Genomic DNA, 16,998 nt, shown 5'->3' with positions numbered 1-16,998 from the left:
TTCTACGGAGTTAGGATCTCTCTTTGACTTCCCCATCAAAATCACTCCTTTAGCTTTATATTTATTCTACCAAATAAAAAGACTGTGCAAGTAAGAAACCGTACGCATTTCTTACTTACACAGTTCATATTACACTCCCTTTTTTAGATTATTTCACTTCCACAACAATACTTTCAGAGAATTCCCTATTAATATAAACTAGTATATTCCATACGCCTGCAGATGGAAAATCCATGTTAGATGGCATATTGACACTATTTTCACTTACTTGTGCTCCTTTATCAAACGTTCCTGTATGGAGTTTGATTAGATCATCTGTACCTTTTTTCAATCCAATCACTTCTACCGATTTACGATAGACATTATCTTCTCCCCAATAAAACCACATGTGTTTTTTTGGTTCACTAGCAACTAACTCAGTATTTGTGAAACCTATTTTCCCTTCTTTTCCGATGATTGAATAGATGTGTTTATCCCCTTCCTTATCTGTAACTGTGTGCTCAAATATGGGTGATGGCTTCCAACTAACTTTTGGAATGTCATAATTATTCCATTCCTTTAATGTTTCTAACAATCCATTACCTGTTATTATTATTTCCTCTATTTTACCGTCTTCGTTTACATTCGCCTGACCTTTAATGAAAACAGTCTCTGATTCACTACTTTCTTGTTGGTATTGTATCTCTATCGAAAAATCATAAATGTTATTTTTTACCGATGACGGTTTCACATCGATATGCATAACTTTTAACTCAAAATCATTCCAGTAAGCAGGTCGTAAATAAGAGTATGCGTATGTTGAAATGTAATCCTGAAACATATCTTCCGTAAAATATTGTTTAAATTTTTCCTCGGAATACTCTTCTAAGGTAATTCCTACTCTTTCGCTCACATCCTCACCATTTTCAATAGCTTTCCATATGTCTTTCAACTGCTCGTCTGGACCTGTTAAAGTGTTCTCTAAAACAGTCTTGATTGTATTTATATTTTCGTCGCTTTGTTGATCAGGGCTTAGAGCTGTATGATCATCATTCGTAATTGTCCAAACTACAAATGAGAAGATAAGCAAAGCTGCAACACCAAACAATCCAGCTGAGACTCGGTTCATAAATGCACCTCTCTTTTGCTTCGATTTGATTCTTTCTGACGCCTTCATCAGGTTTTCATGGATTCTACTTTGTGTTTGCGAATCGAACTCTTTTTCATAGTTTGGTTCAGGTAAGGAATCTAGCTCATCTATTATTTCTTTATATTGTTCATTCTCCCTCATTTAGGATTACCTCCTTCCTTCTCATCAACGCTTTCAAAGCTCGATGATACGTAATACGCACTTTATTTTCATTCCAGTTTAAAATCGTTGCCGTTTCGGATACCGACATTTCTTTAATCGCCCTTAGTAAAATAACATCCCGATAATTGACTCTTAAAGATTGAATCGCTTGATAAAGAATTCTATTTTCTTCATTTAATTGAAGTATTTTTTCGGGACTTTGATCATCTTTTGGCTCATATTTGCCAACGCCTATTACATGTTTTACTTTGGAGCGCTTTCTTTTTCTCACTTCATCAATTCCAACATTTCTTGCAATAGACAATAGCCATGTTTTCGGACTTGATTTTTCCTGATATGAATCAAGCCCTTTCATGGCACGCAAAAATACCTCTTGAACTAGGTCCTCTATATCACCAGAGCCAACGTAGTATAACAAGAAATGGTAAATATCTTTGTTATATTCATAAAACCATTCTGAAATCCTGCTCGTATTCATCCATTCATTTCTCCCCTGTATCGAAAAATCTTAATAATTAGTCGAATAATTAACTTAATTATTTCACTTTATATAACCTTTTTACATTTTTTCAGAATAAACAAATAAAAATAGCCACCTAAATAAGATGGCTATTTGATCATATTTTTCCTTCAGTTTTACAGATGTACTTACAAATACCAAGCAAATTTAATTAACACTATACAAAGATACTAGCTGATAAATACATATCGTTTGATTATTAGAAAAGGTGATTTTATTCACAATGGCTGTTCCAATCTGGTCAGAATCCTCGTGACGCATGATATCGATGGGCGCGTCAATCGGAAACATTTTATAGCCAGGAAAGGTTATTTGAAAAATATTCTCCTTGGCATTAATCCGTTTCTCTTGTCCTTCAGTAATAATCCGCCACTCAATGGATAAAGGTACTGACATGATTATCCCCCCTATTATTAAATCCCTATGCTAAGACAACGACAGTGATACTTGTGAACCTGAATGCGAGGTTGTAATATTCAGTTTCGCCCTAATTTCTTCCTTTAATTTAGGTACGTGTGAAATAATCCCAAGCATTCGGTTTCCTTTTTGTAAATCGCTTAAGCAATTTAATGCCTGTTCAAGCGAAATCTCATCAAGCGTTCCAAATCCTTCGTCAATAAACAGCGTATCAAGCTCGACGCCACCTGAATGGGCTTGTACCACATCAGCCATCCCTAATGCTAAACTTAAAGCTGCTTTAAACCCTTCACCACCTGATAGGGTCTTTACAGATCTGTTTTGACCTGTGTAATTGTCAATCACTTCTAGGTCTAACCCACTTTGTGCACCACGTTTTGCAATTTGATCACTTCTTCTAAGCTGATAACGATGGTCTGTCATTTGATCAAGCCGAATATTGGCCTGAAACAAAATTTCATCTAAGAAGGAAGATAATACATAGCGTTCAAAAGATAAACGTAGTTGATTATCCCCACGTGCAAGCTTAGCTAATTCACCAATATCATAGAATACTTCCTCTAATTCTTTTTTCTCACTAGCTAAATCCTCAAGTCGTTGCGCAGTAGTTTCATGACGGTCAATCTGTACCTGTTGCTGCTGTATTTTCTTAGCATTTTCATTATACTCTTCATTTAATTGTTTGAGTCCAGCTTCGATGGATTCCAATTTAGGTCTTTCTTTTTCAGCCAATGTGATCGTTAATTGCTCATAACGGTTTTGAGTAATGGAGAGCTCCTCTTCAAAGGTTTTAATCTCCGTTTCTAGTTTTTGTTGCTGGAAATCTTCCATTTTCGCCTTCATATAGCCGTTATAGTCGGCAAATCCCTTCGCTTCCAGTTCCGCTTTAAACTCTTTTTGTGCTTGCTCATAAGCTATTTTGGCAGCCTCAATTTGTTCTGTAAGTGATTTCAGTTCGACTTCAATGGTTTGTTTTTGCTCCTTAATGGCTTCATAATCCTTTTGCAGTTGGTTCCATCGATTTACTTGACGCTGATATTCTTCTTCTGTCTTGGTAATCTTTTCTTTAAGCTCTTGCTCATTGGCCTTTGGATCTTCAATATTTTCTAATACACTTTCCAGCTGTGATTGAATTTTAACAAGATCCTCTTTAAGCTTTTGAACCTTTTCGAATGTTTTTTGCTGTTTCGTTTTTAGTTCAGCCAGCTCTTGTTTTCCGTCTTTAATCGTTTGTTGTTTTTTTTGCACTTCAAACAATCGTTGCTCCAACTGTTTACGTTTATCGCAAATGCCTTTCAACTCATGCTCCCATGCTTCTAGCCGTTGATCCAATTCATCATCATCTACACTTAAACCAGAAGCTTGAGCAATCTCTTGCCGCAGATTTTCAACAGACTTATTTTGCGATGTTCCGTTTGACCTGATTTCGACATATTGATTTTGAAGCTGATTTAACTGGTTTTCACTCTTTTCAAGTGTATTCCTTCGAGCTGCAATCAACTCATCAGAAATAGATGTATCATGAAATTCAGCCTTTTGTGGATGATGGTTGGACCCACAAACAGGACAGGCTTGTCCCTCTGCTAAGGTTTTCGCTAATACTGCCGCTTGTTCCTGGCGCTGTGCATCCTCTAGTTGCTGCAGCTCTTCTTTCACCTGTTTAACATATTGTTGTGCTTGCTCATACTCTTGTTTGATTTCTCGAAATCTTACTCGATATTTATTCAGTGTTTCTAATTCACTTTTTAATTGTTTACCCTTCGCTATATATTGTTCAAATTCCTTTTCTTTGTTAGCAAATTCATAAAATTGTTCTGTTGTTTCTTGACCTTGGCTTACTTCCTGCTCTAGTTTTTCAATGCTTTTCTCTTTAGCTTCAACTGTTTGATCCAGCTGCTCTAACTGTGGCTGCTCTTTTTTATAAACCATAGTAAGGTCCTGCTTCTGTTTACGGATAACATTTACTTGCTTTAGTTTTTCCAGCTGCTCATTAAGAATCCTGACAGAGTCCTTTAACGATTCTCGCTCTTTCTCCTGAACCTTAGCTGTCAAATACTCTTTTTCAATCGTTTCAAATTGATTGGTAACCTTACTTAACTGTTTATTTTTTGCCTGTAGAGAGTTTTGTAGCGTATCGAATTCTTGTTTTCTTTGTGTGACTTGTTTTTCATAGCCTTTAATTTGTGTTGCATCTTTAGCCTGTTTTAATTGCTGCTTTTTCGTTTCTATTGCAGATTGCTGAGCTTGAAGTTTTGTTCGTTTTTCCTTGAGTTGTTCAAATTCAACAAACAGCTTTTCAAGTTCCTTCGCGGCATAATAGTGGTCTTGCGCCTTTTGCTGTTTGTTTTGAATTTCCCGAAGCTTTTTTTCCTGTTGCTTTAGTTTTTCCTTTTCCTTCTCCAATAATGATTGAAGAAGCTGTCTTGCTTCTTTAGGTGATAGATTCTCCGCATCATAGCCTTCTGGCCATTGAATATAGGAAATTTCCTGGTTTTCCTGGCTAGTCATTTGCTCTAGCTGCTGCTGAATGCTTTTACTTTCCTCAGCGAGTCGCTTTGTCATTTGATCATAAAAATAGGTGTGAAAAATCTTCTGTAAGATTTCTTCTCGTTCCTTACTATTCTCTGATATAAGGCGTCGGAATTCCCCTTGTGGAATCATCACCATTTTACGAAACTGCTCATAATCTAGCTGCAGCATATCCTCTATAGCCTCATTTACTTCCTTCACTTTTCCATATCGTAAATGCTTTTCTCCGTTTATAATTTCATAGATTTCGGCCTGTGGCGGCTGTTCTGTGTATCCATCTCCTCGGGCTTTTCGTTTCATCTGTTTAGGGCGACGGATGATTTCGAACTCTTTTTGATGAATCGCAAATCGAAATGCAACCTCTGTTTGTTGATCAACAGGTGCAAAGTGGCTTCTAAGGGTATCATGATCGCGGTCATCCCCACTAGCCCTTCCATATAAAGCAAAGCACATGGCATCAAAAATCGTTGTCTTTCCAGAGCCAGTTGGACCTGTAATTAAAAATAACGTTTCCTCACCAAGCTGTGTGAAATCAACGGTTTGCTTTTCTTTGTAGGGTCCAAACGCACACAAATCTAGTGTTAAAGCTCTCATTTTATCGTCCCCTTTCCTCTTCAATCACATGTTGAACGACTTTTTCTACGATTCCCTTCCTATTTTCAGGAATGGGTTCACCTTTCATATTTTCATAGAAGGAAGCGAACAATTCTAAATGAGACATTTGCTGCCTTTCCTTAACACGTTTTAACTCATGAAGATGGGAAGCCCCAGTAACCTGTCTTTCTAATCGAAGAATATTTGGATACCACTTACGTAATTTACCAATAGGGTCCATAATCTCTCCATCATCTAACAGCTTAATGTGACAGTAGTCTTCGCAAACCTCATCTACATTAAGTAAATCGTCCATATATCCTTCCATCCGCATCATATCCCTTTGTCCTTGCATTGGCTGCAGTTCCATTCCTTCAATACCCTCTTTATTTAAATTCAGAACGGTAAAGGACTTTTTGTGATTCACTTCTGAGAAGGAATATTTAAAAATAGAACCGGAATAACGAATATGATCATACTTCACTTTTTGTGGTTGATGTAAATGGCCTAATGCTGTGTAGGTGAACGGTTTAAAAAGCTCAGCCTCCACATATGGAGTTCCACCAATCATCGTAAGTCTTTCCTCTGATTCAGTTTCCATCCCACCGGCCAAGAAGGCATGTCCAACAAATATATGTCGTTCCTTCTCCAAATCATATTTGTCCTGAATACGTTTTACAATCTCGGCCATGGCCTCATGATGTGAATGAATATCATCCTGTTGTAAAATCGTTTTTGCCTCTGCTGGCTCCATGTAGGGAACTAAATGAAAATAAACAGGACCATGCTCATCCTCTAAAACAACAGGCTTGAGCTCTGGGTCCAGTTTGGTTTGAAGGTACAACTGATTTTTTCTAAACAGCTCTGCTCCATAATTCATTCGTTCCGCACTATCGTGATTTCCTGTTATCGCTAATATTGGGATATTCAAATCATGTACAATTTTCGTTAAAATCCTATCTAATAGCTCAACCGCTTCTTTAGGCGGGATGGCTCGGTCGTATAAATCTCCGGCAATAATCATAGCATCAGGATTGATTTTTTCTACATCCTGTAAAAATTGCTGTAAAACATATTCCTGATCCTCTGTCATATAAACGTTGTGCACAATTTTTCCTAAATGCCAGTCTGCTGTGTGTACGATTTTCATATAATATACACTCCATCTCTATTTACTTACTTTTATTTTAGCATGAATTAATGGACAGGGATAATTGAAAAAATGAGGGATTTCGTGGGTTAAGAGTGTGGATTTTTCCATTTTAGGCTCTCCTTTTCTTCGGAATCATAGCTAAAATTTGCTCCTTTTTGAAGCTTCGATAATTTTTACGTAAATAACAATAGCCGAAGATCTTTGTTTTATTGGAACCATATACTTTTACGACCCGTTTTGTCAGCTCGCCTGTTTTACTTTGGTAAATCATTTCCACTAACTGATCAGCCTTTACCTTTTGATTGGTAAGCATCTCAAACACCTCCTACCATTATTATACACGAACATCTGTTCTTTATCCACTTTATTTTGAACATATGTTCGGTTATAATAAAAAAAGAGGTGATAGTATGTTAAGAGATCGCGGAAATATCAAGTGGACATCACTCATGCTCCCTGAACACGTCGAAGAGCTTAAGAAGCTCTGGAGTGAAAATGAAAAAGAACCGATGCCTATTTTGGATGAGCAAGAACTAATGGAGCTGAACCAGAAGTGTAAAATCGCCTATGATCAGCAACAGACTGTTCTGATAACGGTCCATGAGGATGGAGTGAGAAAAACATTAGAGGGAACCATTAAAAAAATGGACCAACACCAGCAGTTGATCCATTTAACGACCTCGGAAGGTATCCATAAGATTCCTTACCAAAGGTTAATTTATATTGAGATTTAAACTTGTATCCAACCAATAATGAAGGGTGAGACAAACAGAAAAATGGAACATCCAATTAGGGTACGAGTTATTCCTGGTGAGAGTTTTTCTGTTCCCTTCCCTTTATACCACCCAGAGATTTGAAGCTTATTGCGGTATAACACAAACAGCAAAACAAGGATGGCAACTCCACCTAGCCATTCAAAATCAGTATGGATAGCATCAGTCGCGTAGAGGTGATGAACCAATTCCCCGAGCAAACCACCCAAAATCGCAAAGATCAGGATAATCCGAAGCAACTCTAAAATCACTCTCACCATTCCCACTCCCTTTTAAAAACTATATACCTAGAATTCTTCTGCCTCGTAAACCTCCCACAATTGATCAAATAAATGAAGCGCAGACGAAAAGGGACTGTTCCACTCTAAATAGCGGCTAATTTCATCATAGGAAGTAGATTGTTTCGGAAAATCATGATCCTCAAACATCCAATCTGCAAGCCTTCTTTCCTCTGAGCCCTTCCCCATTCCTCTATACTTCATCATAAAATGGTAAAATGAACGCACAAAACTGTCTCTCCCTTTTCCACAACTAATAGTTCGTTTCCATCATTCTACTGCAAGTTCTTCCTCTTTGGCAATTTTTCTTTTATAAACAAGCTGCGACATCACAACCGCAACTTCATATAAAACGATTAACGGCACTGCTACGAAAAGCTGTAAAATAAAATCAGGTGGCGACAGCATCGTACCTAAAATCACTAGTACTAAATATGCATATTTACGAACCTTTTTCATTTTACCTGGATCAATGATGCCTAGACTTGTTAAAAACATCGCAATTAAAGGCACCTCGAAAAAGAAAGCAAATGGCAATGTCGTGGAAATTAAAAAGCGGAAATACTTGTCTGCCGTAAACATATTTTCAAACATGCCTTCACCAAGCGACATTAAAAAGCCGAAAATCAATTCTTGAATCACGAAATAACCAAACAATAATCCCCCAATAAACAGGAGAAGCACAGCTGGAACATAAATCAACGTTACTTTACGTTCCTTTGATGTGAGCCCAGGTCGAACAAATAACCACGCTTGAAAACAAAAGAATGGCAGTGTTGCCGAAATGGCAATTACGGTTGCAACCATAATATGAATCCACATAATTTCCCAAGGACTCAGTACAACGAGTTGAAAGTCAAGATTTCGCGTAAAAAATGTATATATGTCTTCTACCAAAACTAAACCTGCTGCAAAAAATGCAACGAAGAAGAACAGAATCCATAGGAGGCGTTTCCGTAGTTCGCCGACATGCTCCATGACTTCCATTTCTTCTCCTGTATAGGTTTGTTCATCCTGTGTCATCATCATTCACCTCACACACTCACACACAAAGAAGATGTAAGGAGGATGCCTTACATCTTCTGAAAAATCAAGTTAGCTTTTATCTTTTGAATCAATTTTTTGTGACTTTTGGTCTGATTCATCATCAGACATAATCCCACTGGCTGCTCGTTTAAACTCCTTTAACGACGAACCAACTGCCTTGCCAATTTCCGGTAGCTTTGACGGGCCAAAAATGACAAGTGCTACAATCAAAATTAAAATCAATCCTGGGATTCCAATTTGTCCCATATTCTCTCACCTCAAAGGGAATTAAGATTTTTTCGAATCATTTGAAGTGATGTCTTTTACTTCCTTCACTTCATCTGTTACATCTTCAGTAAGTTCACGGGTTGACTTCTTAAATTCCTTTAATGTTTGACCTGTCGCACGTCCTAGTTCTGGAAGCTTTTTCGGGCCAAAAATGACAAGAGCAATAATCAAGATTAAAATTAATCCTGGAATTCCAATTTGCATCATTCTGCTCACCTTCTAACCTATATTTTCGTTTATACTAAGTATTCGTCTCTTCCTACGATTGAAAACCTATGTCCTTATCTACACCCATTTTCTCGCAAATGGCCAAGGTTTGCAAATGTTTATTTAAATTGTGACAAAAAGTTCACGAAGTTTTCCTGTCGTACGTGCAATAATAGTAATCATACGGGTTTTTCTCGTTTTTGATTCCCTTTTCTTTATGGGTTAGTTCCCATTCAGATCGATCAAAGGCTGGAAAAAAGGTGTCACCTTCAAAGGCTTCATCAATTTCCGTAATATACATACGATCAGCAAAGTGAATGGCGTCATTAAATAAATGACTCCCACCAATTATGAACACTTCTCTTTCTGGAGATTCTTCATTCCACTTTTTAATTGTTTCCCATGAATGGATAACTTCACAGCCCTCTGCCTGATAGTCGGGGTCTCGTGTCATCACCACATTTTTTCGACCAGGTAGTGGACGTCCTATTGACTCATACGTTTTCCGCCCCATTACAATTGTATGTCCCATTGTTGTTTCCTTAAAAAATTTCAAATCATTGGGCAGGCGCCATGGCAAATCATTATCCTTGCCTATGAGACGGTTTCGATCCATCGCTACTAATAAAGAAATCATGACAAAACTCTCCTTTTACATCAAACAGCTACAGGAGCTTTGATGGCTGGATGTGGGGTATAGCCCTCTAATTTTATGTCCTCAACATCTAAGTCAAAAATAGACTTGTTCTGTAAATCAATTTGAATAGTAGGTAGTTCTCTAGGTTCACGACTAAGCTGTGTTTTAATTTGTTCAAGATGGTTCACATAAAGATGAGCATCTCCAATGGTATGAATAAAGTCTCCTACTTCAAGCCCACATTCTAATGCAATAAGATGTGTCAATAGAGCATAGCTTGCAATGTTGAACGGGATGCCAAGGAACATATCCCCACTTCGTTGGTAAAGCTGGCAGGAAAGCTTACCATCTGCCACATAAAATTGGAACATCGTATGGCACGGAGGTAGCGCCATGGACGGAACATCCTCTGGATTCCAAGCAGATACAATTAACCTTCTTGAAGTTGGATTCGTTTTGATTTGATCAATCACATTCTTCAGCTGATCAATCGTTTCCCCTTGTGTAGTTTTCCAGGCTCTCCACTGTTTTCCATAAACATTTCCTAAATCTCCATATTTAAGCGCAAACTCATCATCATGTAAGATTTTTTGTTTGAAATTGTCCATTTCATCTTTATATTGCTTATTAAACTCTTCATCTTCTAAAGAGCGCAATCCAAAATTAGTCATATCCGGCCCTTGATATTCAGGACTTTCCACCCAATTTTTAAAGGCCCATTCATTCCAAATATTGTTGTTATGCTGTAATAAATATTTAATATTTGTGTCACCCTTCATAAACCAAAGAAGTTCACTGACGATTAATTTAAACGGAACCTTCTTGGTCGTGAGCAATGGGAAACCCTTGGAAAGATCAAAACGCATTTGGCTACCAAAGACGCCAATGGTGCCCGTTCCAGTACGATCTTCACGTCTTGTCCCATTATGTAAAATATGTTCACTAAGTTCGAGATATTGTTTCATCATTTGTTCCCCACTTTTTTCACATTTTTCATTACATTATTGTAACATGTTTTTTCTTTGTACATAACCATTTTTAAATGGACATATAAATGTTTTAGCTAAATTGAAAAGGTGGTGTATTGGATGCCAGGAATCAATAAACACCCAGTTCTATTTGGAACACTTGCTAGTAGCTTAGTACTTACGCAGCCCTTTTCAGCTTATGTGGACGCAGATGTCCAAGAGCAAAATGAAGTGCTAACAAACAGTGAAACACTCACATATGGTACCCATAACGAGGCTGTTAGTGTTTTACAGAAAAAGATGAAAAATTTAGATATGTTTAAAGGTGAAACCGATGGTAAGTTTGGCGTCATCACAGAGCATTACGTAAAAAAATTCCAAGCGAAATATAATTTGAATGAAACTGGACGCGCAAATAAAGAAACGATTTATAAATTAATTGAAAAGGAGCGCGAGCATCATTTAGAACCCCTTAAAAACCTCGAGGAAGAATCCATTGATATTGGCATGTATAGTGAGGATGTCAAAAGGATTCAGTCAGCATTACATTATTTCGGTTATTATGATGCTGGCATTGATGGTATCTATGGTCCATTGACAAAAGAGGCTGCAAAGAAATTTCAAGAGGATCATGATATTCCAGTTAAGACAGAGCTTGACCGTCAATTTGTGCAAGCGTTGGAGAAGAACAGAACCGAAGAACAAACCGCTATAGTCCAAACCGTTAAAAAGACACCGAAAAAAGAAACCGTTAAGGAAACAGCTCCCATTGCATCTTCAAATGTTATTGAAGTGGCAAGGTCTTATTTAGGGTCCCCATATGTTTGGGGTGGAGAATCGCCGAGTGGATTTGATTGCAGTGGATACTTGCAGTTTGTTTTCAGTCAAACAGGAGTACAGCTCCCTCGCACAGTATCAGATATTTGGAATGCAACCGCCCCAGTAGAAAAGCCAAGTGTAGGAGATCTTGTCTTTTTTGAAACATATAAACCTGGGCCCTCTCATGCTGGCATATACTTAGGAAACAACACATTTATCCATGCTGGAAATAATGGTGTGGAAATTAGTGATATGGGGATTTCCTACTGGCAGCAACGATATCTTGGAGCAAAAAGAGTGTTAAAATAAGATTGTTTATAAGTGGGGATGACGGTCATTTAGCAGTCATCCCCTTTCCATTCAGTATAAAATTGTTGTAAAAAGTCCTCCATAAATTGGTGGCGGCTTTCAGCAATGCTTTTAGCCGTTTCAGTATTCATCAAGTCCTTTAATTTGAGTAGCTTCTCATAGAAATGGTATATAGTCGTTTTATTTGAATCACGATAGGCAAGGTGCTCATGCTGTTCGTCTGTTTGGGGTTCATACATCTTTGATCCCTTGTTTCCTCCGTAGGCAAAGGTGCGAGCAATACCAATTGCACCAATCGCATCTAGACGGTCTGCATCCTGGACAACCCTTCCCTCCACTGTCTCTGGGGTCGTATGATTGCCTTTAAAGGAGACATCTTTAATCGCCTTCCATATGGCATCAATTTTATCATCACTAATTCCTTGGTCATCTAAAAAGCTTAACACCTCTTGTTTAGCTGCATCGATATCATCCGTTAATTTTTCATCTGGTATGTCATGAAGGTAGGCGGCCATTTGACAGATAAAAATATCTGCCTGTTCTTCTCTTGCTATTTTATCTGCTAGTTGAACGACTCGTTTAATATGCCAAACATCGTGACCGGTTGCATCACCTGAAAACTTTTTCTGAATCCATTGTTCCGTATTCTTAAATATTTCCTTATGAACCATCAGAGGCCTCCATCAAATAAGTCCATTTGTCTTGGGTTTAAACCGTGATACTCAATTCCTAATAGTTCGATAAACTGCTTCGCATTATCAGCAGCATCTCCACCCGAATTGTTATTAAATAGAATAGTAATGTCCTTTGTATGTTTTCGTAACGCATGCAGTCGTTGCACCCATTCACGCAATTCGGTTTCATTGTACCTATATAGGAATCGGACCGCACGCCAGTTTTCATTGCCATTTTTGTTCCAACCATGAACATTCCTACCGTGGAAACGAATCAGGGTTTGGTCAGCAGTCGGTTCCAGTACAGTCGGCACAGACCCCTCTCCTGCTTGTGGTTCATCACAAATAGAGTGAATCCACTTCCCTTCTTTCATAAAGGCAATGGTGTTATCCTTATACTCTGACTTAAACCATGACTGATTCCGAAACTCTAAGGCTAGCGGATAGGAGGATAAATACTCACGAATAAACCGCAGATATCGAATATTTTCCTTACTTACCGCAAACCAGGGCGGAAATTGAAATAGAATCGAATTAAGCTTATTTGCTTCCAGAACTGGAGAAATGGATTGGGCGTATGCAGCTAGTAATTCCTTTAAATCCCCGACATTCCTCTCTATTCGATCATGCTGTGTTAAAGCATTAAAAGCCTTAATGACAAACGAGAAATTTTCCGGAGTTTCCCGCACCCACTTTTCATAATTTTTCTTAGCTTGGATGGCATAGAAGGCCGTATCCACTTCTACTACTGGAAAGTGAGAGGCATAGTCTGCAAGTTTACTTGTAGATGGATTATGTTCATAAAGTGTGGGATGGTCTCCCCACCCTGTAAGTCCGATATGTATTTTTTGCATGATAATTCCTCCAAGCGCACCATCATTCTTGGTATATTATAGCAAAAAATATAATTAGAATTGTAAGCAAACAACTCTCACTTGATCTATCTTCTACAAATTAGACGTTCAATCTCATCAAAACGTTACCTGTTTTCCTTATTTTTGTTCAATTAATCCAAACGCAAGCCCAACTGGATCAACTAAGTATGCAAGATAAAAGTCATCAAATTCCATCTTATCCCTGACCACTTGTGCACCATGTTCCTTAGCTAATGAAATAGCTTGTTCAATGGAATCTACCTCAATTTGAATTCGTGTCCCATGTGGATAATCATGAGGACCTTTATCAATACCACCGCTTAATCGGGAATCTGCTCCTTGTTTCAGATGGACTGGCCAGTAACCCCACCTCGGGTCACCCATTTCCCATCCGAACACATTTGAATAGAAAGTAACAGCTTTTTCAGGCTGTTGACTGCTTAATTCAAATCCTACTACTCTTCCCTTTATCATGTTCATCCCTCTTTCGATACATTTTTTTCATCAGGTTCTAAGTCCTCTGACACTTCCTTTTTACGCTGATAATCCTTGTATAAACTGAAGCTTAATATAAGTAAAAATCCCACCATTGTTAACGGAATGACCCACATATAATCAAGTGGCAGATCCCAGCCAATTACAACCAACAAAACGGACATAATTGGTGCACCAAAATAGTAAGCCTTTGCATTATAAAACCAGCCATATGGATAAAAGTGTGCACCCGTAATAACAGCAAAGAACAAAATCATTTGTTCTGGACTATTGGCGAACGCCCAAAAGATAATCGGAAAATACATCAACTGCGCAAGATTTAAATATAGTCCTAAAACTCCAAGCGGATTGTCATTTGACTTCCATTCCGCTTTACATAACTTGGACATTAGGACTGCCAAAGGGAACATTAATCCAACTGTCCAAAGCATAAAAATGTTTTTCTGGATGACTTCGTTAGGAAAAATAAATATAATCGTAATAATTGTCCAAATCACAGTGGCAGCAAGTAAAAATGATACGCCATTCTTGCTTTTGATTGATAGTTGATTTCTTAGTGCATCTATTTCCACCTTTTCCATCTCCTTCAAAATATTGCTAATGATTATAGTTTACCACATTGCAGAATTTTCCGATATTTATTAATAAGAATTTGAGTCCTTTGTTTGACTAGCGTTTTCAAACGCGCTATAATAAGTACTACAAATAGGATGTAAGGGTTCATGAAAGACAGGTAACTTCTATAGAAGTCAATGGATTTTGTGTCCTTTTACTTCTATCAGGAGTTACCTTTTTTCGTGGATGACCTAAATTCTTATTTGTGAAATACGCACATTTTTTGTGAAAGATTTTAGGAGGATTTAACATGCAAAACGGTGTAGTAAAATGGTTTAACGCAGAAAAAGGTTATGGTTTTATCCAAGTTGAAGGTGCAGATGACGTATTCGTTCATTATTCCGCTATTCAAGAAGAAGGATTTAAAACTCTTGAAGAAGGTCAAAACGTTGAATTTGAAGTAGTTGAAGGCGATCGTGGACCTCAAGCTTCTAACGTAGTTAAAAAATAAAAACAAACCATAGATGAAAACGGCGGCAATTGCTTTTATGCAATTGCCGTTTTTCATTTTTTGTCTTTTTCGTAATCTTCTTTGCTTGTTTTACTTTGCAGTAGATATAAAATGCGACATAACTTTTAGCTTAATTCGTTTTCAATATGATGAGTGCAAACCCATCGCTCCGGAAATACACTTCGCTATAGACAGTGCCTCATTCGTTTATTTAGAGGTAAACTATTGGTTGGTTAATTGAAAGGTTTTTACTGAGTAATCATCAGAACACTCTAATAGTGGAGGCAGAATACGGAGACTCCTATGGGAGGAAGCGTGGTGAAGACCCCGCAGGAAGCGGTCTTTGCTTCTAAGGAAGCTGAGGCCGCGCCCATGGAAAGCGAAGTATTCTGCCGGAACGGTATACATGCAGTCCATATTAATCAGAACGATTTAAGCAACACTAAAGAATCTACTTACGTCACAGTTTATACCTTTTAAGTCAAAACAAATTCTATTATATGTGAACATCCTTTTTATTTTAATTGCCTAATTCACCTCTATTAGGTAAACTATTATTATTGATTGTGAATGTAAAAGGGGTAAATCATATGGACGTAAGATTCTTACAGAGTTTGATGCAGCTTAATGCAATGTCAAACTTCTCATCCAATTCGAATTCAAATCAGACAAATATGTTAACTACTGCCTTTCAACAAATTATGGAAAGTCAATTGTCAGCTATATCTAATCAACCAGCAACCAATAAAACTACATTAGATTCCACCACTTTAAACAAAATGTACCAGACAAATAGCCTACCATATCGTCCTATAAACTCTATCTCAGCCAGTCCATCATCTGCAGAAATAGATTCATTGGTTCAAAAGGCAGCGGACTTATATGGGATAGATGCAAAGTTAATTCGTTCAGTTATTAAAACAGAGTCGAACTTTAACGTCAATGCTGTGAGTCATGCGGGTGCACAGGGACTGATGCAATTAATGCCTGATACTGCTAGAGGACTTGGGGTTACCAATGCCTTTGATCCTGAACAAAATATTATGGGTGGAGCCAAATACTTAAAAGAAATGCTCGATCGCTATGATGGGAACAAGACCCTAGCCTTAGCAGCTTATAATGCCGGACCTGGTAATGTGGATAAACATCAGGGTGTTCCACCATTTGAGGAAACGCAAAATTACGTAAAAAAGGTTATGGGCTCATATTTTGCTTAGAATTACGCTTAGATGCTTGCCATCTGGGCGTTTTTTTGTCAAGAAATGAATATAATAATTGTAAAACCTGCAAAAACGATATATAATATAGACTTCGCAGTTCGAAACCATCCTGCGTTATCAAAACTAGGGAGGAATTATTATGTTTAATGAATGGTTATGGGGCGGATTTGCCATCGTCAATTTCGCGATGATTTTAGCCATTTACAAAATCTTCGGCAAGCCCGGATTATTTGTATGGATTGGAATGTCCACTGTTGTGGCCAACATCCAGGTTTTAAAGACTGTTGAGTTGTTTGGCATCACCGCAACACTTGGCAATATCATCTATGGTACTGCCTTTCTAGCAACCGATATTTTAAATGAAAAATACGGAAAAAAGGATGCCAAAAAAGCAGTATGGCTCGGTTTTTTCACGTTAATTGCGATGACTGTTATGATGCAAATTGCTCTACAGTTTACCCCAGCTGAAAGTGATACTGTACAGGGGTCACTAGTGACATTATTTAGCTTAGTACCAAAGGTTGCGTTAGGTAGTTTAGCAGCCTACCTGATTAGTCAGTATTTTGATGTTTGGATTTTTTCGAAGCTGAAAAGCAAATTTCCTGATGATAAATATCTATGGCTACGAAATAACGGAAGTACAATGATTAGTCAATTGTTAGATTCGGCTGTCTTCTGTACCATTGCCTTTTCAGGTATGCCTTTAAATATTTGGTTAGAGATTTTCATTTCCACGTATGTAATTAAGTTTATCGTGTCCTTCCTGGATACACCTTTCTTCTATATTGCTAAGAAAATGAAAACGACAAACTAATGTAAAAAAGAGTATCTAGTTCTTATGGCTAGATACTCTTTTTGT

23 protein-coding genes are annotated in these 16,998 nt (G+C 37.7%); 6 read left to right on the top strand and 17 right to left on the bottom strand.

All coding sequences use genetic code 11. The features are described 5' to 3' along the window. Window positions 1–148: 148 nt before the first annotated feature. The 6 genes from GH754_RS18795 to GH754_RS18770 all read right to left on the bottom strand — a co-directional run bounded on the left by GH754_RS18795 (window position 149) and on the right by GH754_RS18770 (window position 6,817). The gene (locus GH754_RS18795) at window positions 149–1,270 is read right to left on the bottom strand and encodes a DUF4871 domain-containing protein (protein ID WP_153730193.1); all 1,122 of its coding nucleotides are present in this window, start codon (window positions 1,268–1,270) and stop codon (window positions 149–151) included. Beyond that, on the bottom strand, window positions 1,257–1,769 hold the full coding sequence (locus GH754_RS18790) for an RNA polymerase sigma factor (protein ID WP_153730192.1): 513 nt from the start codon (window positions 1,767–1,769) through the stop codon (window positions 1,257–1,259). Before GH754_RS18790 ends, GH754_RS18795 begins: the two co-directional genes overlap by 14 nt. A gap of 189 nt (window positions 1,770–1,958) precedes the next feature. Beyond that, the gene (locus tag GH754_RS18785; RefSeq protein ID WP_153730191.1) at window positions 1,959–2,207 is read right to left on the bottom strand and encodes a DUF2584 family protein; all 249 of its coding nucleotides are present in this window, start codon (window positions 2,205–2,207) and stop codon (window positions 1,959–1,961) included. Window positions 2,208–2,237: 30 nt separating this feature from the next. After that, on the bottom strand, window positions 2,238–5,351 hold the full coding sequence (locus tag GH754_RS18780) for an AAA family ATPase (RefSeq protein WP_153730190.1): 3,114 nt from the start codon (window positions 5,349–5,351) through the stop codon (window positions 2,238–2,240). 1 nt (window position 5,352) lies between these two features. Beyond that, the gene (locus tag GH754_RS18775) at window positions 5,353–6,501 is read right to left on the bottom strand and encodes an exonuclease SbcCD subunit D (RefSeq protein WP_153730189.1); all 1,149 of its coding nucleotides are present in this window, start codon (window positions 6,499–6,501) and stop codon (window positions 5,353–5,355) included. Window positions 6,502–6,613: 112 nt separating this feature from the next. Further along, on the bottom strand, window positions 6,614–6,817 hold the full coding sequence (locus GH754_RS18770; RefSeq protein ID WP_153730188.1) for a WYL domain-containing protein: 204 nt from the start codon (window positions 6,815–6,817) through the stop codon (window positions 6,614–6,616). Between the two features lie 97 nt (window positions 6,818–6,914). Between GH754_RS18770 and GH754_RS18765 the strand changes: the two genes are divergently transcribed. After that, window positions 6,915–7,238 carry a YolD-like family protein gene (locus GH754_RS18765; protein ID WP_194841412.1) on the top strand — a complete coding sequence of 108 codons (324 nt, stop codon included), beginning with the start codon at window positions 6,915–6,917 and terminating at the stop codon, window positions 7,236–7,238. Here GH754_RS18765 and GH754_RS18760 read toward each other — a convergent pair. The 7 genes from GH754_RS18760 to GH754_RS18730 all read right to left on the bottom strand — a co-directional run bounded on the left by GH754_RS18760 (window position 7,235) and on the right by GH754_RS18730 (window position 10,678). Continuing rightward, window positions 7,235–7,534 carry a hypothetical protein gene (locus GH754_RS18760; protein WP_323742114.1) on the bottom strand — a complete coding sequence of 100 codons (300 nt, stop codon included), beginning with the start codon at window positions 7,532–7,534 and terminating at the stop codon, window positions 7,235–7,237. The genes GH754_RS18765 and GH754_RS18760 overlap by 4 nt on opposite strands. Window positions 7,535–7,564: 30 nt before the next feature. Beyond that, on the bottom strand, window positions 7,565–7,783 hold the full coding sequence (locus tag GH754_RS18755) for a YozE family protein (protein ID WP_323742113.1): 219 nt from the start codon (window positions 7,781–7,783) through the stop codon (window positions 7,565–7,567). A gap of 42 nt (window positions 7,784–7,825) precedes the next feature. Further along, window positions 7,826–8,581 carry a twin-arginine translocase subunit TatC gene (gene tatC, locus GH754_RS18750; RefSeq protein WP_323742112.1) on the bottom strand — a complete coding sequence of 252 codons (756 nt, stop codon included), beginning with the start codon at window positions 8,579–8,581 and terminating at the stop codon, window positions 7,826–7,828. Window positions 8,582–8,650: 69 nt separating this feature from the next. Next, complete coding sequence (locus GH754_RS18745; protein WP_153730185.1) at window positions 8,651–8,848, bottom strand: twin-arginine translocase TatA/TatE family subunit; 198 nt, start codon at window positions 8,846–8,848, stop codon at window positions 8,651–8,653. 21 nt (window positions 8,849–8,869) lie between these two features. Continuing rightward, window positions 8,870–9,076, bottom strand: a complete 207-nt coding sequence (gene tatA / locus GH754_RS18740) for a twin-arginine translocase TatA/TatE family subunit (protein ID WP_228550314.1) — start codon at window positions 9,074–9,076, stop codon at window positions 8,870–8,872. Window positions 9,077–9,218: 142 nt separating this feature from the next. Beyond that, on the bottom strand, window positions 9,219–9,713 hold the full coding sequence (locus GH754_RS18735; RefSeq protein WP_153730184.1) for a dihydrofolate reductase: 495 nt from the start codon (window positions 9,711–9,713) through the stop codon (window positions 9,219–9,221). A gap of 20 nt (window positions 9,714–9,733) precedes the next feature. Continuing rightward, window positions 9,734–10,678, bottom strand: coding sequence for a thymidylate synthase (locus GH754_RS18730; protein WP_153730183.1), 945 nt, complete (start codon window positions 10,676–10,678; stop codon window positions 9,734–9,736). Window positions 10,679–10,801: 123 nt separating this feature from the next. Between GH754_RS18730 and GH754_RS18725 the strand changes: the two genes are divergently transcribed. Beyond that, a complete protein-coding gene (locus GH754_RS18725) occupies window positions 10,802–11,809 on the top strand; it encodes a C40 family peptidase (RefSeq protein WP_153730182.1) in 1,008 nt (335 codons plus the stop codon). Window positions 11,810–11,838: 29 nt separating this feature from the next. On the opposite strand, the gene GH754_RS18720 is transcribed toward GH754_RS18725, so the two are convergent. From GH754_RS18720 to GH754_RS18705, 4 genes are all read right to left on the bottom strand, one after another. Next, on the bottom strand, window positions 11,839–12,480 hold the full coding sequence (locus GH754_RS18720) for an HD domain-containing protein (protein WP_194841411.1): 642 nt from the start codon (window positions 12,478–12,480) through the stop codon (window positions 11,839–11,841). Then, a complete protein-coding gene (locus GH754_RS18715) occupies window positions 12,480–13,337 on the bottom strand; it encodes a DUF72 domain-containing protein (protein ID WP_153730180.1) in 858 nt (285 codons plus the stop codon). The genes GH754_RS18720 and GH754_RS18715 overlap by 1 nt, the downstream gene beginning before the upstream one ends. A gap of 138 nt (window positions 13,338–13,475) precedes the next feature. Continuing rightward, on the bottom strand, window positions 13,476–13,832 hold the full coding sequence (locus GH754_RS18710; RefSeq protein ID WP_153730179.1) for a VOC family protein: 357 nt from the start codon (window positions 13,830–13,832) through the stop codon (window positions 13,476–13,478). Between the two features lie 2 nt (window positions 13,833–13,834). Beyond that, window positions 13,835–14,425 (bottom strand): DUF7010 family protein, encoded by a 591-nt coding sequence (locus tag GH754_RS18705; RefSeq protein WP_228550312.1) that lies wholly within the window; start codon window positions 14,423–14,425, stop codon window positions 13,835–13,837. Between the two features lie 293 nt (window positions 14,426–14,718). Here GH754_RS18705 and GH754_RS18700 point away from each other — a divergent pair, with 293 nt between their 5' ends. The 4 genes from GH754_RS18700 (at window position 14,719) to GH754_RS18685 (ending at window position 16,953) form a co-directional block, all read left to right on the top strand. Then, window positions 14,719–14,919: a cold-shock protein gene (locus tag GH754_RS18700; RefSeq protein ID WP_153730177.1), complete on the top strand. Its 201-nt coding sequence runs from the start codon at window positions 14,719–14,721 to the stop codon at window positions 14,917–14,919. A gap of 318 nt (window positions 14,920–15,237) precedes the next feature. Then, window positions 15,238–15,399 carry a hypothetical protein gene (locus GH754_RS18695; RefSeq protein WP_153730176.1) on the top strand — a complete coding sequence of 54 codons (162 nt, stop codon included), beginning with the start codon at window positions 15,238–15,240 and terminating at the stop codon, window positions 15,397–15,399. A 110-nt stretch (window positions 15,400–15,509) separates the two neighbouring features. After that, window positions 15,510–16,136, top strand: coding sequence for a lytic transglycosylase domain-containing protein (locus GH754_RS18690; RefSeq protein WP_153730175.1), 627 nt, complete (start codon window positions 15,510–15,512; stop codon window positions 16,134–16,136). Window positions 16,137–16,278: 142 nt separating this feature from the next. Continuing rightward, entirely contained in the window at window positions 16,279–16,953 is a 675-nt protein-coding gene (locus tag GH754_RS18685) for a queuosine precursor transporter (RefSeq protein ID WP_153730174.1), read from the top strand. Window positions 16,954–16,998: the final 45 nt, after the last annotated feature.

Source organism: Salinibacillus xinjiangensis, from assembly GCF_009649735.1.
Lineage (GTDB): Bacteria > Bacillota > Bacilli > Bacillales > Alkalibacillaceae > Salinibacillus > Salinibacillus xinjiangensis.
This window is presented reverse-complemented; position numbering and strand designations above follow the sequence as displayed.

What these genes read in the sequence shown, in the direction of transcription:
- GH754_RS18795 (WP_153730193.1), bottom strand. Translation starts at nt 1,270, where the DNA reads ATGAGGGAGAATGAACAATATAAAGAAATAATAGATGAGCTAGATTCC.
- GH754_RS18790 (WP_153730192.1), bottom strand. Translation starts at nt 1,769, where the DNA reads ATGAATACGAGCAGGATTTCAGAATGGTTTTATGAATATAACAAAGAT.
- GH754_RS18785 (WP_153730191.1), bottom strand. Translation starts at nt 2,207, where the DNA reads ATGTCAGTACCTTTATCCATTGAGTGGCGGATTATTACTGAAGGACAA.
- GH754_RS18780 (WP_153730190.1), bottom strand. Translation starts at nt 5,351, where the DNA reads ATGAGAGCTTTAACACTAGATTTGTGTGCGTTTGGACCCTACAAAGAA.
- GH754_RS18775 (WP_153730189.1), bottom strand. Translation starts at nt 6,501, where the DNA reads ATGAAAATCGTACACACAGCAGACTGGCATTTAGGAAAAATTGTGCAC.
- GH754_RS18770 (WP_153730188.1), bottom strand. Translation starts at nt 6,817, where the DNA reads ATGCTTACCAATCAAAAGGTAAAGGCTGATCAGTTAGTGGAAATGATT.
- GH754_RS18765 (WP_194841412.1), top strand. Translation starts at nt 6,915, where the DNA reads ATGTTAAGAGATCGCGGAAATATCAAGTGGACATCACTCATGCTCCCT.
- tatC (WP_323742112.1), bottom strand. Translation starts at nt 8,581, where the DNA reads ATGATGACACAGGATGAACAAACCTATACAGGAGAAGAAATGGAAGTC.
- GH754_RS18745 (WP_153730185.1), bottom strand. Translation starts at nt 8,848, where the DNA reads ATGGGACAAATTGGAATCCCAGGATTGATTTTAATTTTGATTGTAGCA.
- tatA (WP_228550314.1), bottom strand. Translation starts at nt 9,076, where the DNA reads ATGATGCAAATTGGAATTCCAGGATTAATTTTAATCTTGATTATTGCT.
- GH754_RS18735 (WP_153730184.1), bottom strand. Translation starts at nt 9,713, where the DNA reads ATGATTTCTTTATTAGTAGCGATGGATCGAAACCGTCTCATAGGCAAG.
- GH754_RS18730 (WP_153730183.1), bottom strand. Translation starts at nt 10,678, where the DNA reads ATGAAACAATATCTCGAACTTAGTGAACATATTTTACATAATGGGACA.
- GH754_RS18725 (WP_153730182.1), top strand. Translation starts at nt 10,802, where the DNA reads ATGCCAGGAATCAATAAACACCCAGTTCTATTTGGAACACTTGCTAGT.
- GH754_RS18720 (WP_194841411.1), bottom strand. Translation starts at nt 12,480, where the DNA reads ATGGTTCATAAGGAAATATTTAAGAATACGGAACAATGGATTCAGAAA.
- GH754_RS18715 (WP_153730180.1), bottom strand. Translation starts at nt 13,337, where the DNA reads ATGCAAAAAATACATATCGGACTTACAGGGTGGGGAGACCATCCCACA.
- GH754_RS18710 (WP_153730179.1), bottom strand. Translation starts at nt 13,832, where the DNA reads ATGATAAAGGGAAGAGTAGTAGGATTTGAATTAAGCAGTCAACAGCCT.
- GH754_RS18700 (WP_153730177.1), top strand. Translation starts at nt 14,719, where the DNA reads ATGCAAAACGGTGTAGTAAAATGGTTTAACGCAGAAAAAGGTTATGGT.
- GH754_RS18690 (WP_153730175.1), top strand. Translation starts at nt 15,510, where the DNA reads ATGGACGTAAGATTCTTACAGAGTTTGATGCAGCTTAATGCAATGTCA.
- GH754_RS18685 (WP_153730174.1), top strand. Translation starts at nt 16,279, where the DNA reads ATGTTTAATGAATGGTTATGGGGCGGATTTGCCATCGTCAATTTCGCG.